Annotated in this window: 29 protein-coding genes, 1 tRNA gene and 1 pseudogene; 12 read left to right on the top strand and 19 right to left on the bottom strand. The window is 66.7% G+C overall.

The genetic code is table 11. The annotated features are described in order from the left end of the window. Positions 1–14 precede the first annotated feature (14 nt). The 3 genes from ACE3T2_RS08765 to ACE3T2_RS08755 all read left to right on the top strand — a co-directional run bounded on the left by ACE3T2_RS08765 (position 15) and on the right by ACE3T2_RS08755 (position 2,976). Positions 15–1,085 (top strand): alpha/beta fold hydrolase, encoded by a 1,071-nt coding sequence (locus ACE3T2_RS08765; protein WP_374656735.1) that lies wholly within the window; start codon positions 15–17, stop codon positions 1,083–1,085. 225 nt (positions 1,086–1,310) lie between these two features. Further along, positions 1,311–2,147, top strand: a complete 837-nt coding sequence (locus ACE3T2_RS08760; protein ID WP_374656734.1) for a universal stress protein — start codon at positions 1,311–1,313, stop codon at positions 2,145–2,147. Between the two features lies 1 nt (position 2,148). Continuing rightward, positions 2,149–2,976, top strand: a complete 828-nt coding sequence (locus tag ACE3T2_RS08755; RefSeq protein WP_374656733.1) for a universal stress protein — start codon at positions 2,149–2,151, stop codon at positions 2,974–2,976. Positions 2,977–3,055: 79 nt separating this feature from the next. On the opposite strand, the gene ACE3T2_RS08750 is transcribed toward ACE3T2_RS08755, so the two are convergent. Beyond that, the gene (locus ACE3T2_RS08750) at positions 3,056–3,706 is read right to left on the bottom strand and encodes a helix-turn-helix domain-containing protein (protein ID WP_374656732.1); all 651 of its coding nucleotides are present in this window, start codon (positions 3,704–3,706) and stop codon (positions 3,056–3,058) included. 186 nt (positions 3,707–3,892) lie between these two features. On the opposite strand from ACE3T2_RS08750, the gene ACE3T2_RS08745 reads away from it, so the two are divergent. Next, positions 3,893–4,141: a hypothetical protein gene (locus tag ACE3T2_RS08745; RefSeq protein ID WP_374656731.1), complete on the top strand. Its 249-nt coding sequence runs from the start codon at positions 3,893–3,895 to the stop codon at positions 4,139–4,141. A 380-nt stretch (positions 4,142–4,521) separates the two neighbouring features. Here ACE3T2_RS08745 and ACE3T2_RS08740 read toward each other — a convergent pair whose 3' ends face one another. Further along, the gene (locus ACE3T2_RS08740; RefSeq protein WP_374656730.1) at positions 4,522–5,067 is read right to left on the bottom strand and encodes a hypothetical protein; all 546 of its coding nucleotides are present in this window, start codon (positions 5,065–5,067) and stop codon (positions 4,522–4,524) included. A gap of 149 nt (positions 5,068–5,216) precedes the next feature. Between ACE3T2_RS08740 and ACE3T2_RS08735 the strand changes: the two genes are divergently transcribed. Next, positions 5,217–6,065 carry a universal stress protein gene (locus ACE3T2_RS08735; RefSeq protein ID WP_374656729.1) on the top strand — a complete coding sequence of 283 codons (849 nt, stop codon included), beginning with the start codon at positions 5,217–5,219 and terminating at the stop codon, positions 6,063–6,065. Positions 6,066–6,075: 10 nt separating this feature from the next. On the opposite strand, the gene ACE3T2_RS08730 is transcribed toward ACE3T2_RS08735, so the two are convergent. Genes ACE3T2_RS08730 through ACE3T2_RS08715 form a run of 4 tightly spaced genes read right to left on the bottom strand, consistent with a single transcriptional unit; the run spans position 6,076 to position 8,308 of the window. Further along, positions 6,076–6,456: a DUF302 domain-containing protein gene (locus tag ACE3T2_RS08730; RefSeq protein WP_374656728.1), complete on the bottom strand. Its 381-nt coding sequence runs from the start codon at positions 6,454–6,456 to the stop codon at positions 6,076–6,078. Between the two features lie 35 nt (positions 6,457–6,491). Beyond that, on the bottom strand, positions 6,492–7,088 hold the full coding sequence (locus ACE3T2_RS08725) for an NAD(P)H-dependent oxidoreductase (RefSeq protein WP_374656727.1): 597 nt from the start codon (positions 7,086–7,088) through the stop codon (positions 6,492–6,494). Beyond that, positions 7,085–7,534 carry a hypothetical protein gene (locus tag ACE3T2_RS08720; protein ID WP_374656726.1) on the bottom strand — a complete coding sequence of 150 codons (450 nt, stop codon included), beginning with the start codon at positions 7,532–7,534 and terminating at the stop codon, positions 7,085–7,087. The genes ACE3T2_RS08725 and ACE3T2_RS08720 overlap by 4 nt, the downstream gene beginning before the upstream one ends. Positions 7,535–7,540: 6 nt before the next feature. Beyond that, positions 7,541–8,308, bottom strand: coding sequence for an SDR family NAD(P)-dependent oxidoreductase (locus ACE3T2_RS08715; protein WP_374656725.1), 768 nt, complete (start codon positions 8,306–8,308; stop codon positions 7,541–7,543). Between the two features lie 504 nt (positions 8,309–8,812). Here ACE3T2_RS08715 and ACE3T2_RS08710 point away from each other — a divergent pair. Beyond that, the gene (locus ACE3T2_RS08710) at positions 8,813–9,949 is read left to right on the top strand and encodes a hypothetical protein (protein ID WP_374656724.1); all 1,137 of its coding nucleotides are present in this window, start codon (positions 8,813–8,815) and stop codon (positions 9,947–9,949) included. Continuing rightward, positions 9,943–10,362 carry a hypothetical protein gene (locus ACE3T2_RS08705; RefSeq protein ID WP_374656723.1) on the top strand — a complete coding sequence of 140 codons (420 nt, stop codon included), beginning with the start codon at positions 9,943–9,945 and terminating at the stop codon, positions 10,360–10,362. The genes ACE3T2_RS08710 and ACE3T2_RS08705 overlap by 7 nt, the downstream gene beginning before the upstream one ends. On the opposite strand, the gene ACE3T2_RS08700 is transcribed toward ACE3T2_RS08705, so the two are convergent. The 5 genes and pseudogenes from ACE3T2_RS08700 to ACE3T2_RS08680 all read right to left on the bottom strand — a co-directional run bounded on the left by ACE3T2_RS08700 (position 10,325) and on the right by ACE3T2_RS08680 (position 14,087). Continuing rightward, positions 10,325–11,470 (bottom strand): reverse transcriptase domain-containing protein, encoded by a 1,146-nt coding sequence (locus tag ACE3T2_RS08700; protein ID WP_374656722.1) that lies wholly within the window; start codon positions 11,468–11,470, stop codon positions 10,325–10,327. The genes ACE3T2_RS08705 and ACE3T2_RS08700 overlap by 38 nt on opposite strands. A gap of 8 nt (positions 11,471–11,478) precedes the next feature. Next, the gene (locus ACE3T2_RS08695; RefSeq protein WP_374656721.1) at positions 11,479–11,703 is read right to left on the bottom strand and encodes a helix-turn-helix transcriptional regulator; all 225 of its coding nucleotides are present in this window, start codon (positions 11,701–11,703) and stop codon (positions 11,479–11,481) included. A 431-nt stretch (positions 11,704–12,134) separates the two neighbouring features. Further along, a complete protein-coding gene (locus tag ACE3T2_RS08690; protein WP_374656758.1) occupies positions 12,135–13,646 on the bottom strand; it encodes a tyrosine-type recombinase/integrase in 1,512 nt (503 codons plus the stop codon). A 27-nt stretch (positions 13,647–13,673) separates the two neighbouring features. Continuing rightward, a pseudogene (locus ACE3T2_RS08685) lies at positions 13,674–13,862 on the bottom strand (DUF6538 domain-containing protein); the annotation flags it as partial. Positions 13,863–13,997: 135 nt separating this feature from the next. After that, positions 13,998–14,087: transfer RNA gene (locus ACE3T2_RS08680), tRNA-Ser, on the bottom strand. A 145-nt stretch (positions 14,088–14,232) separates the two neighbouring features. Between ACE3T2_RS08680 and msrA the strand changes: the two genes are divergently transcribed. Both msrA and ACE3T2_RS08670 read left to right on the top strand, forming a co-directional pair. Beyond that, complete coding sequence (msrA, locus tag ACE3T2_RS08675; protein ID WP_374656720.1) at positions 14,233–14,886, top strand: peptide-methionine (S)-S-oxide reductase MsrA; 654 nt, start codon at positions 14,233–14,235, stop codon at positions 14,884–14,886. Next, complete coding sequence (locus ACE3T2_RS08670) at positions 14,883–15,221, top strand: MmcQ/YjbR family DNA-binding protein (protein WP_374656719.1); 339 nt, start codon at positions 14,883–14,885, stop codon at positions 15,219–15,221. The genes msrA and ACE3T2_RS08670 overlap by 4 nt, the downstream gene beginning before the upstream one ends. 6 nt (positions 15,222–15,227) lie before the next feature. Here the strand turns inward: ACE3T2_RS08670 and ACE3T2_RS08665 are convergent, their stop codons facing one another. From ACE3T2_RS08665 to ACE3T2_RS08650, 4 genes are all read right to left on the bottom strand, one after another. Next, positions 15,228–15,908 (bottom strand): DUF599 domain-containing protein, encoded by a 681-nt coding sequence (locus tag ACE3T2_RS08665; protein WP_374656757.1) that lies wholly within the window; start codon positions 15,906–15,908, stop codon positions 15,228–15,230. A gap of 36 nt (positions 15,909–15,944) precedes the next feature. Continuing rightward, the gene (locus ACE3T2_RS08660) at positions 15,945–17,279 is read right to left on the bottom strand and encodes an MFS transporter (protein ID WP_374656718.1); all 1,335 of its coding nucleotides are present in this window, start codon (positions 17,277–17,279) and stop codon (positions 15,945–15,947) included. Between the two features lie 53 nt (positions 17,280–17,332). Further along, positions 17,333–17,491, bottom strand: a complete 159-nt coding sequence (locus tag ACE3T2_RS08655) for a DUF3309 family protein (RefSeq protein ID WP_374656717.1) — start codon at positions 17,489–17,491, stop codon at positions 17,333–17,335. A gap of 78 nt (positions 17,492–17,569) precedes the next feature. After that, a complete protein-coding gene (locus ACE3T2_RS08650; RefSeq protein ID WP_374656716.1) occupies positions 17,570–17,950 on the bottom strand; it encodes a DUF983 domain-containing protein in 381 nt (126 codons plus the stop codon). A 125-nt stretch (positions 17,951–18,075) separates the two neighbouring features. Between ACE3T2_RS08650 and ACE3T2_RS08645 the strand changes: the two genes are divergently transcribed. Further along, positions 18,076–18,228, top strand: a complete 153-nt coding sequence (locus ACE3T2_RS08645; protein ID WP_374656715.1) for a hypothetical protein — start codon at positions 18,076–18,078, stop codon at positions 18,226–18,228. Between the two features lie 11 nt (positions 18,229–18,239). Here ACE3T2_RS08645 and ACE3T2_RS08640 read toward each other — a convergent pair whose 3' ends face one another. Continuing rightward, on the bottom strand, positions 18,240–18,377 hold the full coding sequence (locus ACE3T2_RS08640; RefSeq protein WP_374656714.1) for an entericidin A/B family lipoprotein: 138 nt from the start codon (positions 18,375–18,377) through the stop codon (positions 18,240–18,242). Between the two features lie 143 nt (positions 18,378–18,520). Next, positions 18,521–20,326, bottom strand: a complete 1,806-nt coding sequence (lepA, locus tag ACE3T2_RS08635; RefSeq protein WP_374656713.1) for a translation elongation factor 4 — start codon at positions 20,324–20,326, stop codon at positions 18,521–18,523. A gap of 151 nt (positions 20,327–20,477) precedes the next feature. Here lepA and ACE3T2_RS08630 point away from each other — a divergent pair, with 151 nt between their 5' ends. Continuing rightward, positions 20,478–21,134, top strand: coding sequence for a DUF1134 domain-containing protein (locus ACE3T2_RS08630; protein WP_374656712.1), 657 nt, complete (start codon positions 20,478–20,480; stop codon positions 21,132–21,134). Positions 21,135–21,150: 16 nt separating this feature from the next. Then, entirely contained in the window at positions 21,151–21,906 is a 756-nt protein-coding gene (locus ACE3T2_RS08625; protein WP_374656711.1) for an alpha/beta fold hydrolase, read from the top strand. Here the strand turns inward: ACE3T2_RS08625 and ACE3T2_RS08620 are convergent. Together ACE3T2_RS08620 and pheT are read right to left on the bottom strand one after the other, a co-directional pair. After that, complete coding sequence (locus ACE3T2_RS08620) at positions 21,903–23,450, bottom strand: hypothetical protein (protein WP_374656710.1); 1,548 nt, start codon at positions 23,448–23,450, stop codon at positions 21,903–21,905. The genes ACE3T2_RS08625 and ACE3T2_RS08620 overlap by 4 nt on opposite strands. Positions 23,451–23,568: 118 nt before the next feature. Continuing rightward, positions 23,569–25,944 (bottom strand): phenylalanine--tRNA ligase subunit beta, encoded by a 2,376-nt coding sequence (gene pheT, locus ACE3T2_RS08615; RefSeq protein WP_374656709.1) that lies wholly within the window; start codon positions 25,942–25,944, stop codon positions 23,569–23,571. Positions 25,945–26,003 lie beyond the last annotated feature (59 nt).

Raw genomic sequence — 26,003 nt, 5'->3', positions numbered from 1 at the left:
GCGAGGACGATTCAATGGGCCTATTGTCCATCAGAGCAGGTGGCCTGCCCAGCCGACTCGCCCGGCTGGTCGCCTGTCTCTTGCTGCTCGGATGCGCCCCGCAGGCGCAGGCCCGGGCGGTGAGGGTGGAGGAGCGCGTGCGCGTCAACGGCGCGGCCCTCTACCTGATGACGCGCGGCGCCTCGCAGGATCTGCCGGTGATGATCTGGCTGCATGGCGGTCCCGGCGGGGCCGAACGGCCCCTGTTCCGCCTCTACAATGCGCCGCTGGAGCGCCGCTTGATCGTGGCCTATCTCGACCAGCGCGGCGCGGGCCGTTCCTTCGACCCCGCCGCCGATCCCAAGCAGCTCACCGTTGCGCGCCACATCGCCGACCTGGATGCGGTGGTCGATCACCTGCGGCGGCGCTATGGCCGAGACAAGGTGATCCTGGTCGGCCACTCCTGGGGCGCGACGCTCGGCCTGCTCTACGCCCAGGCGCATCCAGAGAAGGTGGCGGCCTTCGCAGGCGTGGGGCAGCCGGTGAACGAGGTTGCGCGCCAGCGGGCGCAGTACGATTTCGTCCTGGCCGAGGCGCGTCGGCGCAATGAGCCGCAGGTGCTGGCGCGCATCGCGCAGATCGGGCCGCCGCCCTACTCGGCCGACCGCGAGATCGCCACCCAGCGGATCGTGGAGCGCTATGGCGGGTACTTCCACCGGCAGCTCAGTTTTCCGCTCGTCCTGATGCGCGGCGTCGCCGGCGGGCACATCGCACCCTGGGAGCTCGCGCGTTTTTTCCGCGGAAACGAAGTCTCGCTCGAAGCGATGAACGACGAGGCGCTGCGGCTCGACCTTGCCGCCAGCACGCCCGCGGTCTCGGTCCCGGTGATCTTCATGCTGGGGCGTCACGACCGTCAGGTCGATTCACGGCTCGCCGCCGCCTATTTCGAGACCTTGCAGGCGCCTCAAAAGCGGCTGCAGTGGTTTGAGGAGTCAGCTCACAACCCGCCGTTCGAAGAACCGGAGGCGTTCAACGCCGCCTTGCTGCGACTGCTGGCCCAGGTGGGCGCGATCTCCGCGGACGGGACGGGCGGCCCAGCGGGTTAGACATTATCCAAACTTGGCTGAGCGCGGTTTCCTCGCGGGCGATTTCCGCCTGCTTGCTGTCGAGCGAGCGACTGATGCTCGGTGCGCCGGGGGCGCTTTCGGTGCGCTGCCTGAACTTGCGCACCGGGGCGAAGTCCGACCGATCCCCCGGAGGCGCTTGATCGCGATCAAGGGGAGTGCGCTCCAAACCGCCGAGAGTGCCTGAGCATCAGACGGAGCTGCGTCATGAGCTTTCGCGACATCCTCGTTCATGTTGACGACCGTGCGACGTCGGCCCGGCGCTGCGCGCTGGCGAGCGCCATCGCCAGCAAATCGGAGGCCAGGCTGACCGGCGTCTACCTGCGCATGCCCTACCCGAGCGACGTCTTCGCCGCAGAACGGCTCGCCTATCTGCCCCGCGCCGCCGCGGAGGCGCTGAAGGCGCAGCACGACGCGGACGAAAAGCGTGCTGTCGAGGCGGCCGAACAGACCCTTCGGCGCGCGGCCGACCTGGCCTCGACCTCTTTCGAGTGGCGCCTGATCGACGGCGACACCAATGACGAACTCATCCGCGCGGCGCGCAGAACCGACCTTGTGATCTTTCCGCCGTGCGCGATCACCGGCGTGGGCGGTCGCATGATCGACGCCGCCACCTTGGGCCTGGCCTGCGGCGGCCCAGTGCTTGTCGCGCCCGAGCAGGGCGTCTGGCCCGCAGCGCCCAGGCGGATTCTCGTGGCCTGGAAGGACACTCGCGAGGCGGCCCGCGCGCTCCACGACGCTTGGCCGTTCCTAGACAACGCCGAGGAGGTGGCCGTGGTCATGGTGCGCCCGTCCGCGGACGACGCCGGCGAGGCTCGCCTGGCAGAGCATCTTGCGCGCCATGGCTGCAAGGCGCGGATCGTCGTCGAACGTCACGAAGACATGTCCGCCGCAGAGGTTCTTCGCCACCAGGTGAAAGCGTTGGAAGCCGATCTGGTGGTTATGGGCCTGTATGGACGCCCGCGCGTCAGCGAATGGGTTCTGGGCGGGGTGAGCCGCGCGTTCCTGGACGATCCTCCCGCGCCGCTGCTGGTGTCTCACTGACATGCGCGCGATGGCGGACTTGCTGATGGTTACGAGCCAGGCGCCGGTGGACGGCTATGTTGCGCGGTCCCTCGACCTGGCGCGACGTCTGGGCGGGCGGCTTGCCGGAGCGTTCCTGCGTCCTGCGTTTCCACTGCCGGTCTATCGGGTTGAGGGCGGGTGGATTTCGGACAGCCTGCTTCGGCAGATGATCGCAGCACAACGCTCCGCCGTGGACGCCGCCGAGACGCGGGCACGCGACGACTTCATGGCCCGCGCAGCCAAGGCCGGCGTCCACGCCGAGTGGATTGCGTTCGATACGGCGGGCGAACTGGTCGCGCGCGCGCGGCTGAGCGACCTGGTGATCGCGCCGAGCGGCCGACGCCTCGCAGGCGAGGACTTGGACTTCGACGCAGGCCAGCTAGGCCTGGCCTGCGGCCGGCCGCTCGTGGCGATTGCCGGAACCAGGCCGGTGGTCTCCGTCGGGCATCGCGTCATGATCTGCTGGAACGGCACGCGTGAGAGCGCCCGCGCCTGGCGCGACGCTTGGCCGGTCATCGCGGCGGCCGATAGCGTCGCCCTGGCCGTCGTGCGCCCCGAGATCGACTTCGACGATCTGGCTGACCTCAAATTCCGTCTGTCGCGATGGGACAGGCCCGTCGATACGTTTGCCGACGACGCCCACGATAGCCTGGCGCCGGAGGTTCTTCGTCGCCGAGCCGGCGAATGGGGCTGTGATCTCCTGGTGATGGGCCTCTACGGCCGTTCGCGCCTGTCCGAACAGATCCTGGGCGGGGTGAGCCGCGAGTTCATGACCGATCCCCCATGCCCCTTGTTGGTTTCGCATTGACCCCCGTCGCGCTTGGGGCGGCCGACCAATCCCCGGATGCAGGGCGATCGCCATCTTTGCTTCGGGGCGCGTCCCTTGGTTACGGAGCGACCAGACGTGAAAGGCCCGCTGGCCGTATGACCTGGAAATTCCTGTAGCCGAAGAACTTCACGAGGCCTTCCGACTGCAACTGGGTGAGCATCCGCGACACCGTCTCGATGGTCAGGCCCAGATAGTCTGCGATGTCCTGCCGGCTCATTGCGAGGGGCGTGAGTTCAGCCTTCGCGCGGTCCGCAGCGCTCATCAGGAAGGCCGCGACCTTTTCGCAGGCCCCCCGGCGGCCCAGCACGAACAGGTGGTCCTGGGTCCGGGCCAGTTCTTGCGTCGTGGCGTTCCAGATCAGGCGCTCGAGTTGCTCGCGCTGTTCGCCGCAATGACGAACCGCAGAGCGCTTGGCCACGAGGATGGTGCAGTCGCCCAGGGCGTCCGCGGAAAAGCGGTGGCTGTCTCCAGCCTCCATACCGAAGAACTCGCCGGGATAGTAGAAGTCACCGATCTGCCGGCGGCCGTCGCTGAGCAGTCGACTGGTCCGCACGACGCCTTCCACCACCTGGTAGATCAGGTCGGCGTCTTCTTCCTGGGCGTAGATTTCCTCGTTTTCGGCGAAGTGCATCCGCACGCCGATCGGCCCGAAGGCGTCGACGACGCCAGATGGAAAGGAGGGAAATTCACTGAGCGCCTGGACGGTCATCGTCGGTCTCCCTGTCGATGACGCAAAGAGTTAAGACTGATGGCCGAACGACGATATTCGGGGGCGGTGCTTAAGGGGCGCTGCTTAAGTAGATCTACGGAGAGCACCGCGGCGACTGATTGATCGAGGTCAAGACGCTCTCGCTTGCGGCGTGATCTCTGGTGGCTGCCTAGAAGGAGCAGCACGATGAGCAAGTCGACGTCGCAACGTTTTGTCCGCGCCGGGGAGGATGCTGGGCGGAACGTCCAGAAGGCGGCCGGCCGGATCGCCGCCGAGGCCGAGGACCTGGCCGAAGACGTCGCCCGGCGGTCTCGCAAGGTCGCCGCGAAAGTCCGAAAGCAAGTCAAGAAGCACCCCACGACGGCTGGTGTGATCGCCGGCGTGGCCGTCGCGCTCATTGGCCTGGGCGTGGTGCGTCGCATTGGACGGGCCTGAGGCTCGGCCGCCGCACATTCCAGCAAGTCGGATGTCGAGACCATGACCAGGAAGGCGCTCGCTGCAGGCGGGCTGGAACTGACGTTTCATGGCGCCGCCGGTTGCGTGACCGGCTTCTGCGCGTTGGTGGAGACAGGCGAGGCCACCTGTGGCCAGCCGTCGCTTCGGATCGTGCCTATGGCCATTACGTGGTTCTGGTCGAGGATCTCAAGGCACAGGGTCCGGGGATCGCCTTCGGCCGCGCGCGGGGGCGTGGGGAGCGTTGAGGGGGCCATTTTAGGACGCGCGGGGCTGCTTTCGTTTCCAGGACAAGCGCGACATCAACCTCCGACCAGGCGCATTGGTTCTTGGAACGCGACTGGCTGGAGCGCTGGTCCCCGCTAGCTTTTGGAGGGCGAATGGCGACGGAACGCCGCCTCCGCGGCGTCGAAGGCTTTCTTCGCCTCGGCCGCCGCCTGCTTGGCCTGGACCCGGGCGGCTTCGAGCGCCTTTTGGGCGGCGGCGCGGTCGTTGGCGATCACTGTGGTCAGCGCGTCGCCGGCCTGCTTGGCGGCGGCCTTGGCCGATTGCGATGAGCGTTCCAACGCCGCGCGGTTCTCGGACGACGCTTCCTTGAAAGCGGCGCGACCGTCGTCGGCGGCCGTTTTTGCTGCGATGGCGGCCTTCTGCGCCGCCTCACGCGAGGCGGCGGCGGCCTCCTTGGTCATCTCCTGAGCAGCTTTCTCAGCTTTGTCGGCTGCGGCGTTGGCCGCGTCCAGAGAGGCCTGGGCGCTGTCGCGCGCGCGTTTCAGCGCAGCCTGGGCCCGCGCGTCTACAGCGTGGACCTCGGCCTCGACCTTGGCGACGGGCTTTGGAGTTTCAGCAACGGCGTATCCGGCCAGGCAGAACGGCAGCGCAGCTGCGACGAGGGTCAGGCGAAGTGACATGACGGTGTCCTCGAGGGGGTGAAAACGACGCGCAGATTGGCTGCTCGGCCCCCCCACGCCTTGCGCCGGATCAATTCAACCGGTTTCAGCGCGACGCCGGTTGATGCAGGTCAAGTTGGCGCAGCGTCCGCGGCCTAATGTGCGCTTCAATGGAGGCGCTCATGTCCTATCGCGATATTCTCGTTCTCACCGAGTCCACGCCGGCTGGCGCCTACCGCGCGCAATTCGCCGCCGATCTCGCGCGGCGTTGGAAAGCTCACCTTACGGGCGTCTTCCTGACGAGCGAGTTCATGCTGCAGTTTGGCGCGGGGGAAGCCCTCTACGGCCTGCCGCCGGACGATATCGACCGCCTGTTGCGCGACCACGCGAAGACCGTCGAGGCGGCGAGCGAGGAGGCGCGCCGGCAGTTCGAGGGCGCGGCGCGCGAAGCCGGCGCGGAATCTGACTTCATCAACGCCAGCGGCGACGATCCGCAGGCCTTCATCGCGTGCGCGCGCAGAGCCGATCTCGTGGTCATGCCCCGTCGGCTCGATGTTTACATGGGCCAGCGCCATGTCGCGGCCGCCGACGTGGCGCTGGCCTGTGGAGGTCCGGTGCTGGTGACGCCGGCGGATGACTATGCCGCTCCCGGCGGCAGGCGAATTCTCGTGGCGTGGAACGGCTCGCGGGAGGCGGCCCGCGCGCTGCGCGATGGTTGGCCCTTCATCGAGGCGGCCGAGGAGGTGCACGTGCTGATCGTCTCGCCGACGGGGGAGGGCGGTCCCGACGGCATGTTGCAGCGGTTGCTTGAGCGCCACGGGGTGACGGCCAACGTCATCCTGGATGCGAGCCGTGACGAACACGCGGCCGACGTGATCGAACGGCAGATGGCCGAGTTCGACATCGACCTGCTGATCGCCGGCGTTTACGGCCATGCGCGTCTGCAGGAACTGGTCCTGGGCGGTGTCAGCCGCCAACTCCTTCATGATATGCCCGCGCCGCTGCTGATGTCGCACTGACGCTGAGCCTTCAGAGGCCCGCGATCACCGCCTGAAGCTTCTGGCCGACGGCGGCGGCGACCTCGCGCAGGCGCGGATTGTCGATCGCGCTCATCGAGGCGGCCGGATCGACGGCGGCGACCTCGACGCCGTCCTCAAGCGCTTGAACCACGACGTTGCAGGGCAGCATGGTCCCGATCTTGTCTTCGGACAGCAAAGCTTGATGCGCCATGGCCGGATTGCAGGCGCCCAGGATCAGGTAGGGGCGGAACTCTACACCCAGCTTGGCCTTCAAAACGGCCTGGACGTCGATCTCGCTGATCACACCGAAGCCTTCCGCAGCAAGGGCTTGCCGCGTTGCGGCCACCACCTCCTCGAACCCGTCGGCGAGCGTCTTGGCGAAGTAGTACATGTATCTGTCCGATCGTTGGAACGTGACTGCGGCCGCTAGGAGTTCGATGCTCCCAAGCGCTGGGCGGCCTGTCGGACCCTGGAAAGGACGTCGCCGACGGCCTCTTCGGTGATGCCCGAGACCATGCCTCCGAAATGAAGATGATCGACCACCGTCAGCCCGCAGGTTCCCGCCAGGTGGTCGTCGAACAGCCGGGTCAGCGCCGTCATCGCCCCGGTGTCGCGGACCCAATGATCAGGCGCGCCGGACGTCGAGAAGCTGACGAGCTTGCGGCCGGTGAGCGCCGGGCTGTTCCCGCCCAAGCCCGGCTTGAACCCGAACCCCATTCCGAAGACGCGGTCCACGTAGCCCTTCAGGATCGCGGGCGGCGCGTTGAACCAGAAAGGATAGACGAAGACGAAGACGTCGACCTCCGCCAGGCGCGCGCGCTCGCGCACCACGTCGTCGCGAAACACGGGAGCTCTCGGCCCAGGGATCTCGGCAGCCTTCAAGCAGGGATCGAAACGCATCAGGTAGAGGTCGCGCACGTCGACCGCGTGGCCCATTCCTTCCACCGTCGCGCGGTACGTCTGGGCGATCGTCATGTTGAGGCTTTTGCGGGCCGGGTGGGCGAGGATGACGGCGTGTTTCACGGCGTTTTCCCTGTTCTGCGGCCAACGGGAGGCGGACCTTGCTGCGGTAGGGCCTGCAATCGCCGAACCGCCCATGGGGTGAGGGCCATGGCGAGGAGGCCGAGCGGCATCAGGCCGCCATGGGGCAGGTCGTAGTCGGCCAGGATCCGGCTCCAGCTCGCGCCCGAAAACCAGCCGAACCCGAATTCGAAGGCGAGGGTGAGCGCCGCCCACAAAGCGCCGACCGCCAAGGCCTGACGCGTCGTGCGGATCCGCATCCAGGGCAGGAACGCCCAGGTGATGGCGAAGATAACGATGACGCCGACGATTACCGAGAGCTGGCGCAACGCCTGTTCCAGGGCGGGCGAAAGCAGCAGGTGGCGCGCCGCGCCCTGCAGGGTTTCGGCGGCCATGATCAGCAGCCAGATGAGCACGGCGCGGGAGAGGGCGTTGAGGATCGCAGCCATGAATCTTCACCGCGCCGTGTAGCCGCCGTCGATCACCAGCTCCGCGCCGGTGACGAACTTGGCCTCGTCGGACGCCAGATAGACGCAGCCCCAGGCGATGTCGTCCGGCTCACCCATATGGCCGAGCGGGTGAAGGGCGCCCACCGCGGCGCGGCCCTCGGCGACGCCGCCCTGCGCCTTCAGATAGCCCTCCACCATCGGCGTCCAGATGAACCCCGGATGGACCGAGTTCACCCGGATCTTCTCCGGCGCGTAGAGGAGGGCGTCGGTCTTGGTCATCAGCCGCACTGCGCCCTTCGAGGCGTGGTAGGGCGGCACGTCGGGGGCGCTGACCAGGCCGTAGATCGAACTGAGGTTGATGATGCTGCCGCCGCCGGTGCGGCGCATGTGGGGGATCACGTGTTTGACCCCGAAGAACACGCCCTTGACGTTGACGGCCTGGACCGCGTCCCACTCGGCCTCCGTCAGCTGGTCGGTGGGCTTGTCGGCGCCGGCGACGCCGGCGTTGTTGACCAGGACGTCGATGCGCCCGAAGCGTTCGGCGACCTCGCCCAGCACCCTCTGGACGTCGAGTTCGCGTGAGACGTCCAGGCGCCAGGCGGCCGCAGGGAGACCGCGCTCCACTAGGTCACGTGCAAGCGCGTCTGCATCCTCAAAGCGCAGGTCGCAGACCGCGACCGCCGCGCCTTCCTCGGCCATGCGCAAGGCGGTGGCGCGCCCAAGGCCGAGCGCCGCTCCTGTGATCACGGCGACCTTGCCGCCCAGCCTGCCCATCGCGACCTCCTCTGGTGGTCGCATGGACTTTAGGCCGCCGACGCCATTGGGCTTTGAGCCGGATCAATCGGCGGCCCGGCGCTTCAAAGGTCACGCGTATCGTTAGCGGATTCGAGCCGAGAATGACCTAGATCGCGCCGCGAATTCCCGGTTGCACAGAAAATGGCGCCGCCGTTTCCGGTGGCTGCCGGCTCACGACCCAGGCGAAGCTGATTTTCGGGGGTGGCTGGCGGTGCAAGCAGTCATCCGCCTGCAAGTCTCCGCGTGAGCCGTCAGGCGGAGGCCTCAGCCAAAGGGACGAGCTCTCGCTGGATGAAGTCGACACGGAAGGCGAAGACGGCTGCCGTGCACCTCCTCTCGCCTCGCACCTCCAAATGTTCTTGTTTTGTTCTTGACGGGCCTGATCCGGATGGGCATCTTGTATCTTCGCTGGACGAGCGTGGGTGACGCTCCAGCCTGCATATCAAACAGGAAAAGGGGCGGCCGCTCGGGCCGGCGCTAGGCATGGGTGAAAGCATCGCGGAATTCATGGAACGTCAGCGGCGTAGGGCCGCGCGGTTCACCCGAGATGCGGAAGCGGCTGCGCATGAAGCCTATGGAAGGGCGATCAGGGCAGGCCAGGATTTGAAGTTGAGCCAACCCGGTGACGTCGTGCGTCATGGTGCAAGGCTTCTGCAGGATTCGCAGAAACGCGTGGCGGGAGCTGTATCGAACGCCACCGGACAGGCCAAGCGTCGGGCTGGCGAGGCGTTGAACGGCGTTGGCGAGACCCCAGGCCTCAGGTCAGTCGCCATCGGCGCTGCTGGGAGTGCAGGCACGTTGGCCGGAGTCGTACGAGGCGGGGTGCACGCAGCGGAGGGGCTGGCCGATGGCGCGTTGTTCGCGGCGCGGTTAGCTAACCCCCTTGATCGCTATATGAGCCCGCCCGGCCAATCAGCAGGGGAACAGCTCGCGAAGGCGGGGCGAGGCGTTGCAGAGTATGTCGGCAAGGCGGTAGCCAATCCAGAGATGGTGGTTGATGACGCGAAGGCGAAGGCCCACCAGATGCGTATTGATCTGGACCCGAACGCGACGCCAGCTGCATCAACTTTCTCCGGCGAGCTTCGACGGACGTTCGACATCGGCCGGAACCAAGGCGAGCTTGCTTTCGACGCAGGTTCGCTGGTGGTCGGCGGGCCCGCCGCCAAGGCCGTGAAGGGGATCAGCCGCGCGTCAAATGTGGGCAACGTCGAGAAGTACGTCGCACAGGGATTCAGTCCGGGAGCTGCAGCTCATCTCGCGAAGCCCTACCCGGCATCCAACAGGGGCAGCCACTTCGTGTCCCGGAGGACCAGGCTGCCGGACATGTTCGGCGGCGGCCCGATCCCACGTGAATACATGGATGGCCCGTTCAACAGGCAGATACCGCCGGGCATCAGCCGGGGCGATTTCTATGAACACCACTTTGCGGTGGACCCAGGGTTTTATGGGACAAGTGTCCTGGGTGAGCGCTGGAGTGGGCGTGATCTTGGGTTGCCGGAGCATGGACTCGCAGGTCGACTGTGGCATGGGAGCCCTGCGCCTCTGAAGGCGCGGATCGGAGGGGTCGGCGCCGCAGCCGGAGGCGCCGCCTACGAGTTGGAGGGAGAGCAGGAATGGTGAAGCTAAGGCCGAACGTCTGGTTCAAGGCCGACTTCCCGGATGACGCCCTCTATGCCGAAGACGGTAACGAGCTTCAGTTCGCTGGACAGGCGGTCGTTCAATCTGTCGCAGAAATGTTGACGGCCCGTGGCTATCGCGTCGACGAGCCGGAAAATGAACACGAGAACGGCTGGTCGCTCAATGCCTATCGTCAAGGGCGGCGCTTCTGGATACAGGTCACCTTCATCGACGACTATATTCTTCAGTCGAAGGACATGACCTGGCGGCTCTGGCCCAATCGCGCTGCATTCATCGCGTTCCTTTGTGATCTTGAAGCTAGCCTGAAGAGCGATCCGCGCTTCAGCAATCTCCGTTGGTGGGTGAAGGATTGGCCGCCTACCGAAGCGGAGTCGTTCCAAAGCCCCATGGATTAGGGAGTTTGGGCGCGCGGTGGCTCGAGCAGACCTTTGGTCTGTCTGCTGTCAGGCCAGCACTCGCGGCGCATGCAAGGACTGAGGCGAGGCGGCCCTTGCCCTCGGCGGTGGTCTTGATGCGGTACCCTAGAAATTTCAGGCCCCCCGCCGTGTGGCCTGTCGCGCAGTGATGGAGGTTAAACTCTCCGGCCGGCGCCGAAGCGAAGCTGAGCTGAAGGGCTTTCAGTATTGCAGCCGCTTCGTCCTTGGTCTCGCACAGGAAGGCTACGTCGTCCGCGAAGCGGATAATCGAAGCCGGCGGTGCGAGCTCGCTAATGCGCCGGGACAGTAGCGTCGAGGCGATCAAGGCTGAAGTGGGCATGCCCTGCGGGAGTCCCAGCCGGAGAGTTTCCCTGTCCGGCACATTCATCTCTTGGCCATTGGGGAAGATCATCTTCACCTTCTCGCCTATGAGGATGGTGTTCCGGATTACGCTTTCCGGCAGTCTCAGTTGTTCTTGGAGCCCTTCCTGCCGGTGCGAAGGGTACCAATTCGCAATATCAACGACGCCGAACCACCGTTGTCCGGCGTCGGCGCAATCCATGACCGCACGCGCTGCGCGGTGCGTTCCTTTTCCATGCTGGGCAAAGTCGTCGGGGGGCGTTCCCCAGATCGTGAGAAGAACGTCCCTGACGCAATAGTTCAGCGCTAGCCTGTTGATACCAAGCGCGATGATGCCCCGTTTCGCCCCATTCTTCTTCTTTTCAAATCGAGCGGTAATAGTCTCGCCGCAGTCTTTCCACGGGACGACGGCCTTAGCGCGCTGCTCGATCTCGTCCTTGCTGAGCTTTTGACCCCTGCGATAAGCGGCATAGATCAACGAGCAGATGCGCCCCGCGTAGGAATGGAGCGCCTCGTTTCTGGCGGTGGAAATGACCTTTCCGCCTTTCTTGGCTGCGGCGGCCAAGCGTGAAAGCTTCCGTTGGTACCGACTGATGTACTGGTCGAGCCAATCGAGATTGGACTGCGGAGCGTCCCACCAGTTCTCAACTGCGGAAGGTGCAATGCCGCGGACCTTCCGAACGATAGCGCCGGACGGAATTCCGCTCATGGTTTTGGTCTGCGGCATTGACATGATCAGCCGCGCTCGTGCTTGCGCAGCCACGCCTCGACGGCGGGCAATTCGTACAGCACCAGCTTGCGGCCGAGCTTCACGAAGGGCGGCCCTTTGCCCTGGCCGCGCCACTTTTCAACAGTTTGGAGTTTGACGCCCAACATCTGGGCGACCTGAGCGGTCCGTAGCCTTTGCGGGCGCTCAGCCCTCCCCGCAAGATAGGCGCGAGCCCTTTCGAGATCTTCCATGGATCACCCCAGCAGGAAGCGAAGATTCAGGGCGGCGCGAGCGCGGTCCCTGTCGTCTTTCAGTGGCCGCCTTAGCTGGCCGTTCGTGGCCGCTTTGCTGGCCCTCAAATGGTCGCCGGAGCTGACCTGCTGGAAATCTTTTTGCCGCTTTGGGCCTATGGACGCTCAGTGCGTCCACGCATTTTGGCCCCGCTTGATGGCCCGTCAAGCTAAATGCGGCTCCGAGCTTGTCATTAGTAAAAATGACATCAGTTGCACAATGGCAGCTTATAGCAGCATCCGATTTGCTCGCGGATGGAATATGGAGAGACAGTGAAACGATTGCATTATTGCCTCCTATAGCCGTATCAGTTCTGATCGTAACTGCTCAGAGGCCGAGAAGGTACTGATCACAATTTCATTATGGCCTCATATAACCGCATAATTCTGCCTCATGACCAAAGGTCGACCAAGCTGACAGGCAGCTTCATCGCGTCGACCGCCGCCTTGGAGACTTCAAGGGAGACGCCGTCGCCGTACTCGCCGCTGATGTGGCCATCGTCGTGCCCGATAATTCGATTGATCACGTACTGCGGCTCTTTCGCGTTGCGTAGGGCGTCCTCGGCTGTGTGGCGGAAGCTGTGGAAGACCAAGGCGGGGTCCTGCAGGCCGGCCTTGTCCATGAGCCGAGCAAACCATTTGGAGAACGTGCTCGAAGGCTGTCCATCCGCGCCGTAAGGAATCTCCCAGAACAGCCGCCCGGCCGATTGCGCGCGTTTGTCCAAACGGCGACTGGCGACGAACTCCCGGAAGCCCAGCGCGATCAGATCCGAGTGGAGGGGAATCTTCCGTATGCCCGCCTCTGATTTGACGTGCTTTCTATGGAGTTGGCCGGTCGGATTGTTCTCGTTCACGTCGATGAACGGAATACCGTCGTGCACATTCGCATCCTCAAGGTGCAGTTGGACCAGCTCCGACAACCGTGCCCCGGTGTAGTAGGCGATTATCGGGATCCAGAACTTGCCGTCGCGAATAATGTTCGAGCCCGCTTCAAAGCGCCTACGGGGGCCCCTGCATCCCGTGAAGTTGGGAGCCAGGAAGAGTTTCCTCAGTTCGGCCTCCCCGAACGGACGTCGGGGTTTCTCGCCTTTCGGCTTCTTCGGCTGGTCCACGGCCAAGCCCGCCAGTGGCGGTTCCTTGAGGTATCCTTGCTTCTGAGCCCAGATGAACATCGACTTCACATCGGCGATGTGAAGCGCCACGGTTTTGGCATCGACCCTCGCGCCCTCGTCGTCAGTCTGGCGGCCCTGGAAGCTCCTGTCGCAGCCGGTGTGGTGGATTCTGCGCATGCGACTGAGACCGTTGCGGAAGGCACGCATGTGATCGGGCGTGATTTCCGAGGTGCGTGTGCTGGCGCCCAGATGCTCGACGAAAAGTGCGAGTTTTTGGACCCGGTTGGCATAGGTCTTGGGGACCCAGGAGCTCCGCTTTGCGGCCAGATAGGCCGCGACAAGAGCCGAGATGGTTGAGCCGAAGCTGGAGCCCCCCTCTACGTGAGGGGCGGGTGTGCTGTCAGGCGGCGACGCGTTGGTGAAGCCCTTTAGGAGCGGATCGACCGGCTCGTAGGGCAGGACGGGTTCGTCGAGCCGGTGCATGAACAGGCGCAGGTTTTCGATGAGGGCGCGCGCAATCGCATTCGTGAGCTTGTTCGCGTCGCTCGCGGATAGGTCGTCGATCTGCAAGTTGCGCTGGCTGAGCGCGTCATCGACTGCGCGTGAGACATCGCTTTTGTAGGAGCGGCCGGAGATCTGCCTCTTGAGGTCGCTGATCTCCTCCTCGGCGAGGGCGGCTTGTTCTCGCTGCTCCCATTCAGGTTCAGAGGTGCGTGGTTTGAATCGCTCGGCCTGCGGTGCGAGCGTCTTGTAGTAGTCCTGAGCAAGCGCCTGGATTTCAGCGTCCGACAAACTAGTTCCGTGTGCCAATTCAAACAGCCCCTTCAGCCGCGCAAAATGTTGCGCAGCGAGACGTTGGGCTTGTCGAAGAGAGTCGGTCCCAAGCGACCGTCGAACCTCCGACAAACCTACTCGCGCGCGCAAATCTCTCGGTACCCGGACCCGTAAGGTCCAGATTCCATTCCTAGATTCGAGATGCGGGTGACGGTTTCGGTTCTGTCGGGTCACCACACCGACCCTGGAGCCGGTGTAGGCCTAGCGCGGTGGCTAAGCCTAATGTGGAGCATGGTGTGGAGCATCGTCGCTGTCAACGACACTTGGATGTATTCCAAGTTGTTGATTTTGCGAGGGTTTGCCAGATTTTGGCGGTGAGAGAGGGATTCGAACCCTCGATAGGCTTTCACCTATACACGCTTTCCAAGCGTGCGCGATCGACCACTCCGCCACCTCACCACAGGCCTTGAAGGGCGCGTGGCCCCTCGCGGAAGGCGCGCAATATACTCATGACGCCTTCGCGGGCAAGCGGCCTTGAGGCGCGGCGTGCAATCGGGGGCATCCGACCCTATGTTTGCGACGAACCTCATTGATCGGGCGCGCCATGCTCTTCGCCAAGAAGTCCCTAGACCTCCCCACTGTCGACACCGCCCTGCCTGGGCGCTCCATTCCGCTGCCGACGGCCGAGACCCACTTCATCAACGGCCGGCCGCTGAAGGGCCCCTATCCCGACGGGCTGGAGGTGGCCGACTTCGCCATGGGCTGCTTCTGGGGCGTGGAGCGCAAGTTCTGGCAGGTCCCCGGCGTCTGGGTGACGGCGGTCGGCTATCAGAACGGGATCACTCCCAATCCCACCTACGAGGAGGTGTGCAGCGGCGGAACCGGCCATGCCGAGGCCGTGCGGGTGGTCTTCGACCCGCGCGTGGTCACCTACGAGGACCTGCTGAAGGTGTTCTGGGAGAACCATGACCCCACCCAGGGCATGCGCCAGGGCAACGACATCGGCACCCAGTACCGCTCGGGCATCTACGTCCACAACGACGCCCAGGCCTCGGCCGCGGCCGCTTCGCTGCAATCCTACCAGCAGGCGCTGTCCGACAAGGGCTACGGCGCGGTGACCACCGAGATCGCCGAGGCGCCGGAGTTCTACTTCGCCGAGGACTATCACCAGCAGTACCTGGCCAAGAACCCGAACGGCTACTGCGGCATCGGCGGCACCGGCGTCACCTGCCCGATCGGCGTCGGCGTCAGCGCGTGACGCGCGAGGAGGTCGAGACCATAGCCCTGGCGCTGCCGGCGACGGAGAAGGTCGTCCAGTGGGGCGGCTCGGACGTCTACAAGGTCGGCGGAAAGGTGTTCGCCATCTGCGGCCTGTCCGGCGGTCTGTCGTTCAAGGTCACCGAGATCGGCTTCATGGTGCTGACCGACGAGGGCGGTCCGGGTCGCCAGGCGCCGTATCTGGCCAAGGGCAGCTGGGTGATCGTCGACCTGGAGGACGCCGAGGCGGACGACGCGCGCAGCTGGCTGGCCGTGTCCCACGACCTGATCGCCGCCAAGCTGACCCGCAAGGCGCGGGCCGAACTGGGGTTCTAGCTTAGCCTAGTCCCGGCCGGTCTCGATCAGACGGCGCAGGTCGCCGATGGCGCGGGCGGCGGGCGAGCGGCGCTGGCGCATGACCAGCAGCAGCACGGCGGCCAGGGTGACAAGGGCGAAGGCCAGGGGCCCGAACAGCCAGGCCGCGGCGGCCAGGCCGAAATAGTAGCCGCGCACCCCGCGGTTGAAGGCCGACAGGGCCGGGTTCAGCAGCCGCGCGGCGATATCTCCATAAGCCTGCTGGAACGCGGCGTCCTCGCTCTGGGGCGTCGCCCCGATCACCGCCAGGCAGTAGTTCATCTGGCGGATCGCCCAGATGAAGTCGAGCAGACCGCGCGCCAGGGTCAGCAGCACCAGGGCGATCTGCACCTCGAACAGCAGGCGCGATGAGGTCTTCAGGACTTCCAGGCTGGAGGCGCTCTTGAACGCGCCCTCGCCGCCGAACAGCACGCCGGCCGCCCCGGCGATCAGGATCAGGTTGGACGAGGCGAAGAACGAGGCCGAGTTCAGGGTGTGGCCCAGCAGCTGGCCGTCCATGAACTTGTTCTCGCGCCCGGCCATGGTTCGCATCCAGGCGGCGCGGATCACGGTCATGTCGGTGTTGATGACCCCGCGCCCGCGCGAGATCGCCTTCAGCATCGGCTCATAGGCCAGCCACAGCACCAGGAAGACGGCGAGCGCGGCCATGTCGGCCGGCGATAGAGCGCTCAGGATGTTCACGGCCTAGTCCTCGGCGATCAGGCTTTCGCGGTTGGTGTTGCGCAGGCGCAGGGCCACGGCGAAGGCGATCGCCATGAGTCCCGCGACATAGACGTACGAGCCGCTTTCCATACCCTGCTGCTTGAACCAAAGCCCGACATATTCGGCGGTGCCGCCGAACAGAGCGTTGGCGACCGCATAGGGCAGGGCCACGCCCAGGGCGCGGACATGGGCGGGGAAGAGCTCTGCCTTCACCAGGCCGCTGACCGCGGTGTAGCCGGACAGCGCGACCAGCAGGACGGTGATCAGCAGGAAGGCGAGCGTGGCGTTGTCGGCCGTCGCGATCGCGCTCATCGCCGGATAGGTCAGGACCGCACCCAGACCGAAGGCGAGCGCGATGGTCCGCTGGCGGCTGAAACGGTCCGAGAGCCAGCCGAACAGAGGCTGGCAGATCATGAACACGAACAGCGCCGCGGCGGTGATCCCGGTCGCCTCGTTCTTCGAGAAGCCGGCGGTGTTGACCAGGAATTTCTGCATGTAGGTCGTGTAGAAGTAGAAGGCGAGCGAGCCGGCCGCGGTCAGGCAGAAGATGATCGCGCTCTCGCGCGGGAACTTCAGGAACAGCAGCATCGTGTCCGAGCGCGGCGCGCCGCTCGCCTGGGCCGCGACGAAGGACGGGCTCTCGTCCAGCCGGCTGCGGATCCAGAATACGACCACGGCCAGCAGGGCGCCGATCACGAACGGGATGCGCCAGCCCCAGGCCTCCAGGTCGGCCTTGTCCATGACGTTCTGCAGCAGGATCAGCACGGCCAGCGCCGCCAGCTGGCCCATGATGATGGTCACGTACTGGAAGCTGGCCCAGAAGCCGCGGCGCGCGCGCCCGGCCATTTCGGACATGTAGGTGGCGCTGGCGCCGTACTCGCCACCGACCGACAGGCCCTGGAGCAGGCGCGCGACCAGCAGGATAGCCGGGGCGAGCGCGCCGGCCGTAGCGTAGCTGGGCGCCGCCGCGATGATCAGCGCGCCGGCGCACATCATGCCGACGGCCAGCGTCAGGGCCGCCTTTCGCCCGGCGCGGTCGGCGTAAAGCCCCATCAGCCAGGCGCCGAGAGGGCGGGCGAAGAAGCCGATGGCGAACACCGCCGCGGCCTGCAGCAGTTGGGCGGTCTGGTCCGCCTTGGGGAAGAAGTGCGGCGCGAAATAGAGGGTGAAGGACGAATAGGCGAACCAGTCGTACCACTCGACCAGGTTGCCGGCCGACCCGCCCAGTATGGCCCGCAGCCTTTGGGACGGCGCCAGGCCAGTCGCGAACGCAAGCTCCGGCGGCGGGGCGTCGGCCCCGGTCTCTGCGGCGCTCATGCCCGCTCCTCCCCCTATTTTGGGAGGATGCTAGGGGGCGAGCGGGGCGAAGGCTAGATGCGTCCCATCAGTACGAGGATCAGCACGATGACCAGCACGAGCCCGAGGCCCCCTGTCGGGAAGTAGCCCCAGCTGCGCGAATAGCCCCAGGTCGGCAGCGCCCCGATCAACAGGATGACCAGGATGATCAGCAGGATGGTTCCGAGGCCCATGGGCGTTTTCTCCTTGTCCCGCTTGACGCCGTTCAGAGCAAGCCAACGGCTTGCGACGCGCACGGTTCCGCCAAGGAGTCAGCGGTCGGCGAGGTCGGCGGTGTGGATCGCGCTGTCGCCGCGCTTGATGCCGAGCGCGTAGAGCAGGCCGATGAACCAGCCCTTGTTGAGCGGCAGCAGGGCCAGCGAGACCAAGGTCAGCGGGATCAGCGTCGCCGGGAGCACGATCCAGGGCGAGGCCTCCCAGATCACCGGAAAGATCAGCAGCGGCGCGACGATCAGGTGGCCGACAATCAGGATGGTGAAATAGGCCGGGCCATCGTCGGCAGGATATTTCGACAGGTTGTGGCCGCAGCTGGGGCAGGTCTCGTTGACCTTCAGGTAGCTGCGGAACAGCTTGCCCTGGCCGCAATGCGGACAACGGCCTTTCAGGCCCCGGAGCATGGATCTACCGAACATACGAAAGCCGCCTGGTGACTGTGGTCCCGATATGAGCCTTGATCGGCGCAAAGGAAAGGCCGGGCGGCGGCATGTCGCGGAACGCCGCAGCCCGCCCGGCGCTTATCCAAGGTGAGAGGTCGACGATGAACGAGGAACCCCGCAGCCGCGAGCGGCCGGTGCACGGCCACACCGGACCGACGACCCCGGCCGAGGACGCCTCTCGCGAGGCGCCCGCCGTGCCGCCGGGCGACAAGGCCCGCATCGCCGAGGAGGCGTCCCGCGAAGAGGACGCCTGATCTGGCCTGGACTAGCGCTTGGCGTCGTTCGCCGCGCCGGTGACGGCGCTGCCGGCGGCCTGCACGTCGCGGCCGACGCCGGCCACGGTGTTGCAGGCGGAGGTCAGGAGGGCCGCGGCGACGGCGGCCAGGACGACGATCTTGCGCATGGAGTGTTCCCCTCGATTGGTCGGCGTCACATGGCGACGCTTCGCGGCGCAATTTAGGCTGCGGCGCGGGGCTGGATCAATGTGGCGCAGCTTGCGCCGGACGGGCGGTCCCGCCCGGCGTGATACATCGTGATCGACGGGGGCTAGTCGGCGTCCATCTTCAGGGCGGCGATGAAGGCCTCCTGCGGGATCTCGACCTTGCCGAACTGACGCATGCGCTTCTTGCCGGCCTTCTGCTTGTCCAGCAGCTTGCGCTTGCGGCTGGCGTCGCCGCCGTAGCACTTGGCGGTCACGTCCTTGCGCAGCGCCCGGATGGTCTCGCGCGCCACGATCCGTCCGCCGATCGCCGCCTGCAGCGGGATCTGGAACTGGTGCGGGCTGATCAGGTCCTTCATCTTCTCGACCATGCCGCGGCCGCGGGTCTCGGCGCGGTCGCGGTGGACCAGCATCGACAGCGCGTCCACCGGCTCGCCGTTGACCAGGATCGACATCTTCACCAGGTCGCCGACGCGGTAGCCCTCGATGACGTAGTCGAAGGACGCATAGCCCTTCGAGACGCTCTTCAGCCGGTCGTAGAAATCGAACACCACCTCGTTCAGCGGCAGGTCGTAGACGACAAGGGCGCGTGAGCCGACGTACGACAGTTCGCGCTGCTCGCCGCGGCGGTCCTGGCAAAGCTTGATGACCGAGCCGAGATACTCGTCCGGGGTCAGGATGGTCGCCTTGATCCACGGCTCGCTGATGTCGGCGATCTTCACCGGATCGGGCATGTCGGCCGGGTTGTGCAGCTCGACCTCGCTGCCGTCGGTCAGGTGGATCTTGTAGACCACGCTGGGCGCGGTCGCGATCAGGTCGAGGTCGAACTCGCGGGAGAGGCGTTCCTGGATGATCTCCAGGTGCAACAGCCCCAGGAACCCGCAGCGGAAGCCGAAGCCGAGCGCCGCGCTGGTCTCCATCTCGTAGGTGAACGAGGCGTCGTTCAGGCGCAGGCGGCCGATGGCGGCGCGCAGGTCCTCGAAGTCGGCCGCATCGACCGGGAAGAGGCCGCAGAACACCACCGACTGGGCGACCCGGAAGCCGGGCAGGGAGTGCTCGGTCTGGCGCTTTTCCTCGGTGATGGTGTCGCCGACGGCGGCGTCGGCGACCTGCTTGATCTGGGCGGTGATATAGCCGATCTCACCGGGGCCGAGCTCGGCGACCTCGGTCTGCTTGGGCCGGAACACGCCGATCTTGTCCACCTGGTGGGTGGCGCCGGCGTTCATCATCCGCACCTTCATGCCGGCCTTCAGCACGCCGTCGATGATGCGGACCAGCACCACGACGCCGAGATAGGGGTCGTACCAGGCGTCGACCAGCAGCGCCTTCAGCGGCGCCTCGCGGTCGCCCTTCGGGGCCGGCAGGCGCTCGACCACAGCTTCAAGCACATCGGCGATGCCCTCGCCGGTCTTGGCCGAGCAGAGCACCGCGTCGGAGGCGTCGATGCCGATGACGTCCTCGATCTGCTCGCGTACGCGGTCGGGTTCGGAGGCCGGCAGGTCGATCTTGTTCAGGACCGGCACGATCTCGTGGTTGTTGTCGATCGCCTGGTAGACGTTGGCGAGGGTCTGGGCTTCGACCCCTTGCGAGGAGTCGACCACCAGGATCGAGCCTTCGCACGCCGCCAGCGAGCGGCTGACCTCATAGGCGAAGTCGACGTGGCCGGGGGTGTCCATCAGGTTCAGGACATAGGTCTCCCCGTCCTTGGCCTTGTACTCCAGGCGCACGGTCTGGGCCTTGATGGTGATCCCGCGCTCGCGCTCGATCTCCATGTTGTCCAGAACCTGCTCGGTCATCTCGCGCTTGGTCAGCGCGCCGGTCTCCTGGATGAGCCGGTCGGACAGGGTCGACTTCCCGTGGTCGATGTGAGCCACGATGGAAAAATTGCGGATGCGGGAAAGAGGCGTCGTCATTGCGCCCGCCCTCTACCACATTCGGCGCAGATCGCGAGTAGGCGAGCGCTCGACGACGTCTTCATGGTTAATCGGCCGTTAAGCCTGAACGCCGCATTCATGCCGTCTGGGGATGTGAGGCTCGTTCAAGCTTCGAGGAATATTGCGACATATGGACCGCCGCACGCTGATCGTTTCGGGACTGGCCGCCATGGGCGCCGCGGGGGGCGCGGGCGCACAGCCGGCCGGACAGGGCCCTGGACCTGGCCCGGCTTACGGGGCCGGGTCTCCGCCGCCGCCCTCGCCCAGCGCGAGCGCCAATCCCAGCTACCCGACCGGCCAGGCCGAGACCTATAGCCGCGACGAGCTGGTCAACACCGTGTCCGACTTCATGGGCGTCACGGCCGAGGCGGCCGGCGGGGCGATCGAGCGGGTGTTCAAGGACAACGGCCGTCCGACCGCCTACATCGCCGGCGAGGAAGCCTCGGGCGCCTTCTTCGGCGGCGCGCGGTATGGCCGCGGCCTGCTGTACATGAAGAACCGGCCTCCGATCGAAGTCTTCTGGCAGGGCCCTTCGGTCGGCTGGGACTTCGGCGGCAACGCCAGCCGAGTCTTCACCCTCTGCTACAATCTCCAGTACCCCGAAGTGATCTTCCAGCGCTTCCCGGGCGTGGAAGGGTCGGCCTATCTGGTCGCCGGTCTGGGCGTGAACTACCTGCGCTCGGACGAGGTCACCCTGGCGCCGATCCGCGCCGGGGTCGGCATCCGCCTGGGCGCCAATGTCGGCTATCTCGGCTTCAGCCGTCACCGCCGAACCCTGCCGTTCTAGGTCCCGGCAGGGGCGTATGCGGCCGGCGATCGAGACCAAGTGGGTGCGATGCCGCACGCCGGCCGGCGAGCTGGTCTTCGCCGCCCGGCCCGAGCTTCGCGAGCGCCACAAGTCGATCGTCGTCCTGATCCATGACGTGATGGGATCGGCCGGGGCGCTGGCGTCCTGGTTCGGCCATCTGGAGCCGGAGGCCGAGCTGGTGCTGGGCGCGCTGCCCGGACACGGCAAAGGGCCGCCCCTGGCCGCTCGCGGTTGGAACGAGCTGGTCGGCGCCTACGACCTGGCCCTGCGCAGCTTCGCCGATGGCCGGCGGGTGCTGGTCGCGGGGGCCGGCCTGGGCGGCGTGATCGCCCTGGCGCTTGGCGCACGCGGCTACGCCTGCGTCGCCCTGGATCCGTTCCTCTCGACGGCCAAGCAATGGCCGATCGCGGTCGGGCTGGGCCGGTCGGCCGAACGCGGGGCCGCGCCGCATCCTGACCTGCTGTTCGACGCGCTCGGCTGGCGCGAGGGGGGCTTCGTGGAGGACCGTCGCTACGGCGACCTGCTGGGGCGCATCAAGGCCCCCGCTCTGGTGGTCTGCGGCGACGTCCTGCTCGGCGAGGAGCGTGAGCTGCAGGCCGCGCCCTCGATGCTGGACGAAGCCGACCACGCCCTGTTGGCCGCCTATCCGGACGTGCGGGTGCAGGTGGTCTCCGGCTGCGGCCACAATATCCTCGCCCAGGCCCCGGGGCTGTGCCGGGACCTGATTCTCGAGGAGCTGGCGAGGGCTTAGGGCTTGGGCGGGGCGTCCAGCGGACGCCCGTTCGGCCCGCTCGGCACGGGAGCGGCGGCGCGCTCGGCGTCCAGGGTCGCGCGCGAAGCGCCGGTGGCGGCGCCGGCCAGGTCCTTGGCGGCCCTGTCTGCGGCGGCCTGCGCCTGGTCGCGCGTGATCGCCGACTGAGCGGCGGTGTTGGCCGCCGCGGTCGCCCTGGCGCGTTCCTTGTCGGCCTCGTCCTGTAGCCTGGCGGCCTTGGCGTCGGCGTCCGTGGCCTCTTGGATGAGCTTCGTCGCGGCGCTGTCAGGCGCAGCCTGCAGCTCGACACTCAGCGCCGTGACCTTGGCGCGGGCGGCGTCCGCTTCGGCGGCGGCGTTCGCTGCGGCCTGGGCCTTGATGTCGGCGGCTGCGGCCAACTCGACCGCCTTTGCGGCGTCGTCCTTCGCCGTGGCATCGGCCTTCTCTGCGGTCTTGGCCTTGGCCTGGGCTTCGGCCGCCAGCACCCCGCGCACGGCCTCCACCCGCGCCCGGGCGCGGGTCCTTATGGCCTCGTCGATGTTCGCTGCGATCAGCATCCGGGCCAGGCTCTCGACCGAGGCGGCCGGCTGGCCGTCCTTGGTTCTGAACACTACGCCCTGGTCGTTGAGCAGCTGGTCGGCGCGAAGACCCTCGGCGAGTTTGTCACGGGTCGGTTGCGGGGTCTCGGTCAGGTAAAGATAGGCGTAGAGGTCGACCAGCTGGCCCACCGTCAACGGCTTCGCGAAATAGCGGCCCGACTCGGTGACGAAGGCCGCGATGGCGGCTTCCAGCAGGGGCGTGACCTCGCGGTCGTCGCCCTTGCCGCCCTCGATCCGCGCATTGACGAACCGGCGCACGAAGATCGCCGAGCAGGTGTTGTCATAGGCCATGATCACCCTGCGGGCGGTGTAGTAGTTCCAGGTCGCCTGGCTCTGGTCGATCTGCTGGGCGTAGAGCGCCCGGTACTCGCGCACCGCCGAGGCGACCGACGTCAGGTCGGCCGCGACGATGTAGTTTGCGGCCAGATTGTCGTTGGCCTGCTTGGCCGCTCCGAACAGCGAGGCGGTCAGGCCGATGGTCTTAGAGGGAGTCTGGGTGAAGCCCATGATCGCCGCGGTGACCGAGCCGACCGAGCTGATGACGTCCGAAGTCTGGCGCAGCGTGACCTGCGTCACCTGCAGGCGCGTGAACCAGGCGTCGCACAGTTCGTTGGAGAGGGTCAGTCCGGCGGCCAGGTACTGGCGGGCGTCCTCGGGGCTGCTGCCGTCTCGCTCGGCGGCCTGCTGGCGGCAGAAGAAGGCGAACCGCGACCCCTTGGCGCCGCCGGCGCACGTCATGTCGGGCGTCGCGCCCCTCAGCCGGTCGGCCGCCGCCGGGTTCGCCGGGCTGCTGCGCCCGGTCGTCGAGGATTGGCCCCGATTGCCCTGAACCCCGTCTGGATTGAGAACCCTGCTGTCCTGAGTTCCGCTGACATTCTCGACCAGTGTGGCGCAGCCCGACAGCCCAAGCGTCGCGGCCAGCGCAAGCGTTGCGCGCCAATTCATCTCGATCGCCCCCAACGGCCCGGCCTTGCCGGGCTCCCCCGCCGCTACATTTGCGCGTCCGCGAGGTGTTGGCAATCTAAAGTGGCGGGGCGTGCACCTGCACGTCCCGCCTGAGGCGTCAGGCCCGCAGCTTGGCGCCGGTGGCTTTTTCCGCCGCGGCCACGACCTTGGCGGACAGGGCCTCGATCTCGGCGTCGGTCAGGGTCTTCTCGCGCGGCTGCAGCAGAATCTCGACGGCCACCGACTTGGCGCCTTCCGGCACGCCGGCCCCGCGATAGACGTCGAACACCCGCGCGCCGGTGATCAGCGCCTTGTCCGCGCCGGCCACCGCCCTGGTCAGGTCGCCTGCCGCCACCGTCTCGTCGACCACGAAGGCGAAGTCGCGCGACAGCGGCATCAGGGGCGAGAGCTCCAGGGCCGGCTTGGTCTTGGTCGCCTTCTTCTTCGGCTCCGGGGCGTTGTCCAGCACCAGCTCGAACGCCAGCACAGGCCCGTCGACGTCCAGCGCCTTCAGGATGCGCGGGTGGATCTCGCCGAACTCGACCAGGGTGTTCTTGCCGAGGCGCAGAGCCGCGGCCCGGCCCGGATGCCACCAGTCAGACAGGCCGCTCTGGGCGACCTGCAGCGAGCCGGTCGGCGCGCCGATGTCCTCCAGCAGCCCCAGCACGTCGGCCTTCAGCTCGAACAGCGAATCGATCGCGACCCCGTCCCAGCGGCGCGGGGCGTGCGGCGCCACCACCGCGGCGATCGCCGTCACCTGGTCCTCAGGCTTGTCGCCGCGATAGAACGGGCCGATCTCGAACAGGGCCACGTCCGGGAAGCCGCGATTGGCGTTGCGGCCGGCTGCTTCGATCAGGTTCGGCAGGATCGACGGACGCATGCAGTCGAGGTCCGAGGCGATCGGGTTGGTGATCACCAGCTCCGGCGCGCCGCCGCCGAACAGGGCCGCGGTCTCGCGTTTGGTGAAGCTCCAGGTGATGGTCTCGGCATAGCCCTTGGCGGCCATAGCGCGGCGTCCCGCGCGGATGCGGGCCTGGCGGGCGGTCAGCACCCCGCCCGGCGGCTGGGCGATTTCCGGCAGCGGCGAGGCGGGCAGGGCGTCGTAGCCTTCGATCCGCGCCACCTCCTCCACGAGGTCGGCCTTGCCCTCGACGTCGCGGCGCCACGAGGGGGGCAGGACCTTGTCGCCGTCGAAGGAGAAGCCCAGGTCGCGCAGGATGTCGTCGATGCGCGCCGTGGTCAGGTCCAGGCCCGAGAGCTGCTTCACATAGGCCCGGTCGAAGACGATCGGCTCGGGACGCGGCAGGGCCTCGCCAACCAGCGAGACTTCCGAAGGCTCGCCGCCGCAGAGCTCCAGGATCAGCTTGGTCGCCAGCTCGATCCCCGGAACCAGGCTCTCCGGATCGACGCCGCGGGCGAAACGGTATTGGGCGTCGGAGTTCAGCGTCAGCGCACGGCCGGTCTGGGCCGTGACGATCGGATCGAACCAGGCGCTTTCGATGAAGACGTCGGTGGTGGTCTCGTCGCAGCCGGTGGAGATTCCGCCCATCACCCCGCCCAGGCCGATGGCGCCCGAGGCGTCGCCGATGACGCTGATCTGCGGGGTGATCGCGTAGGTCTTGCCGTCCAGCGCCTCGACGCTCTCGCCGTCCTTGCCGGCGCGGGCCTCGATGAAGCCGCCCGACAGCTTGGCCACGTCATAGACGTGCAGCGGCCGCGCGCGGTCGTAGGAGATCAGGTTGGTGATGTCGACCAGGGCGCTGATCGGGCGCAGGCCGATGGAGGTCAGCTTGCGCTGCAGCCAATCGGGCGAGGGGCCGTTCTTGACGCCGCGGATCAGCCGGCCGGCGTATTGGCGGCAGCCCTCCGAGCCGTCCAGGCGGATCTCGATCGGATTGGCGAACTTGCCGGGGATCGGCGCCACGCCGACGTCCTTCAGCACGCCGAGGCCCGCGGCGGCCAGATCGCGCGCGATGCCGACCACGCCCAGCCAGTCGGGGCGGTTCGGCGTCACTTCGAAGTCGATGACCGCTTCCAGGCCGAGCGCCTCGGCGACCGGCGTCCCGACCGCCAGGTCGTCCGGCAGTTCCATGATGCCCGAGGACTCGCCGGCCACTTCCAGCTCGGAAGCCGAGCAGAGCATGCCGTTGGAGACCACGCCGCGCACCGGCTTTTCGACCAGCGTCACATCCAGGCCGGGCACATAGGCGCCGATCGGGGCGTAGACGACGGTGAGCCCGGCCCGGGCGTTCGGCGCGCCGCAGACGATCTCCTTGCGGCCGTCGCGGGTGTCGACCTGGCAGACGCGCAGGCGGTCCGCATTGGGGTGCTGGACGGCCTCGACGATCTTGGCGACCGAGAAGGCGGCCAGCTTGGCGGCCGGATCGTCGACATGCTCGACCTCCAGCCCGGCCATGGTCATGGCGTCCACGACCTGCTGCGTCGTGGCCTCGGTATCGAGGTGGTCTTTCAACCAGGACAACGTGAACTTCATTGTCGTCTCTTCCTAGTTCCTCCCCCGCTGGGGGAGGTGGCGTTCGGAGCGAAGCGACG

It is taken from the genome of Phenylobacterium sp., from assembly GCF_041919955.1.
GTDB lineage: Bacteria > Pseudomonadota > Alphaproteobacteria > Caulobacterales > Caulobacteraceae > Phenylobacterium.
Note: the sequence above shows the minus strand (reverse complement) of the source record. Positions and strands in the feature narration are given on the sequence as shown.

What these genes read in the sequence shown, in the direction of transcription:
- ACE3T2_RS08720 (WP_374656726.1), bottom strand. Translation starts at nt 7,534, where the DNA reads ATGGCTGCGATCCTCAACGCCCTCTCCCGCGCCGTGCTCATCTGGCTG.
- ACE3T2_RS08745 (WP_374656731.1), top strand. Translation starts at nt 3,893, where the DNA reads ATGAGCAAGTCGACGTCGCAACGTTTTGTCCGCGCCGGGGAGGATGCT.
- ACE3T2_RS08695 (WP_374656721.1), bottom strand. Translation starts at nt 11,703, where the DNA reads ATGGAAGATCTCGAAAGGGCTCGCGCCTATCTTGCGGGGAGGGCTGAG.
- ACE3T2_RS08760 (WP_374656734.1), top strand. Translation starts at nt 1,311, where the DNA reads ATGAGCTTTCGCGACATCCTCGTTCATGTTGACGACCGTGCGACGTCG.
- ACE3T2_RS08765 (WP_374656735.1), top strand. Translation starts at nt 15, where the DNA reads ATGGGCCTATTGTCCATCAGAGCAGGTGGCCTGCCCAGCCGACTCGCC.
- ACE3T2_RS08750 (WP_374656732.1), bottom strand. Translation starts at nt 3,706, where the DNA reads ATGACCGTCCAGGCGCTCAGTGAATTTCCCTCCTTTCCATCTGGCGTC.
- ACE3T2_RS08730 (WP_374656728.1), bottom strand. Translation starts at nt 6,456, where the DNA reads ATGTACTACTTCGCCAAGACGCTCGCCGACGGGTTCGAGGAGGTGGTG.
- ACE3T2_RS08620 (WP_374656710.1), bottom strand. Translation starts at nt 23,450, where the DNA reads ATGAATTGGCGCGCAACGCTTGCGCTGGCCGCGACGCTTGGGCTGTCG.
- ACE3T2_RS08755 (WP_374656733.1), top strand. Translation starts at nt 2,149, where the DNA reads ATGCGCGCGATGGCGGACTTGCTGATGGTTACGAGCCAGGCGCCGGTG.
- ACE3T2_RS08650 (WP_374656716.1), bottom strand. Translation starts at nt 17,950, where the DNA reads ATGTTCGGTAGATCCATGCTCCGGGGCCTGAAAGGCCGTTGTCCGCAT.
- pheT (WP_374656709.1), bottom strand. Translation starts at nt 25,944, where the DNA reads ATGAAGTTCACGTTGTCCTGGTTGAAAGACCACCTCGATACCGAGGCC.
- ACE3T2_RS08625 (WP_374656711.1), top strand. Translation starts at nt 21,151, where the DNA reads ATGCGGCCGGCGATCGAGACCAAGTGGGTGCGATGCCGCACGCCGGCC.
- ACE3T2_RS08740 (WP_374656730.1), bottom strand. Translation starts at nt 5,067, where the DNA reads ATGTCACTTCGCCTGACCCTCGTCGCAGCTGCGCTGCCGTTCTGCCTG.
- ACE3T2_RS08655 (WP_374656717.1), bottom strand. Translation starts at nt 17,491, where the DNA reads ATGGGCCTCGGAACCATCCTGCTGATCATCCTGGTCATCCTGTTGATC.
- ACE3T2_RS08705 (WP_374656723.1), top strand. Translation starts at nt 9,943, where the DNA reads ATGGTGAAGCTAAGGCCGAACGTCTGGTTCAAGGCCGACTTCCCGGAT.
- ACE3T2_RS08735 (WP_374656729.1), top strand. Translation starts at nt 5,217, where the DNA reads ATGGAGGCGCTCATGTCCTATCGCGATATTCTCGTTCTCACCGAGTCC.
- ACE3T2_RS08665 (WP_374656757.1), bottom strand. Translation starts at nt 15,908, where the DNA reads ATGGCCGCGCTCGCCGTCTTCCTGGTGCTGTGGCTGGCCTATGAGCCG.
- ACE3T2_RS08645 (WP_374656715.1), top strand. Translation starts at nt 18,076, where the DNA reads ATGAACGAGGAACCCCGCAGCCGCGAGCGGCCGGTGCACGGCCACACC.
- ACE3T2_RS08630 (WP_374656712.1), top strand. Translation starts at nt 20,478, where the DNA reads ATGGACCGCCGCACGCTGATCGTTTCGGGACTGGCCGCCATGGGCGCC.
- ACE3T2_RS08700 (WP_374656722.1), bottom strand. Translation starts at nt 11,470, where the DNA reads ATGCCGCAGACCAAAACCATGAGCGGAATTCCGTCCGGCGCTATCGTT.
- ACE3T2_RS08715 (WP_374656725.1), bottom strand. Translation starts at nt 8,308, where the DNA reads ATGGGCAGGCTGGGCGGCAAGGTCGCCGTGATCACAGGAGCGGCGCTC.
- ACE3T2_RS08710 (WP_374656724.1), top strand. Translation starts at nt 8,813, where the DNA reads ATGGGTGAAAGCATCGCGGAATTCATGGAACGTCAGCGGCGTAGGGCC.
- msrA (WP_374656720.1), top strand. Translation starts at nt 14,233, where the DNA reads ATGCTCTTCGCCAAGAAGTCCCTAGACCTCCCCACTGTCGACACCGCC.
- ACE3T2_RS08660 (WP_374656718.1), bottom strand. Translation starts at nt 17,279, where the DNA reads ATGAGCGCCGCAGAGACCGGGGCCGACGCCCCGCCGCCGGAGCTTGCG.
- ACE3T2_RS08640 (WP_374656714.1), bottom strand. Translation starts at nt 18,377, where the DNA reads ATGCGCAAGATCGTCGTCCTGGCCGCCGTCGCCGCGGCCCTCCTGACC.
- lepA (WP_374656713.1), bottom strand. Translation starts at nt 20,326, where the DNA reads ATGACGACGCCTCTTTCCCGCATCCGCAATTTTTCCATCGTGGCTCAC.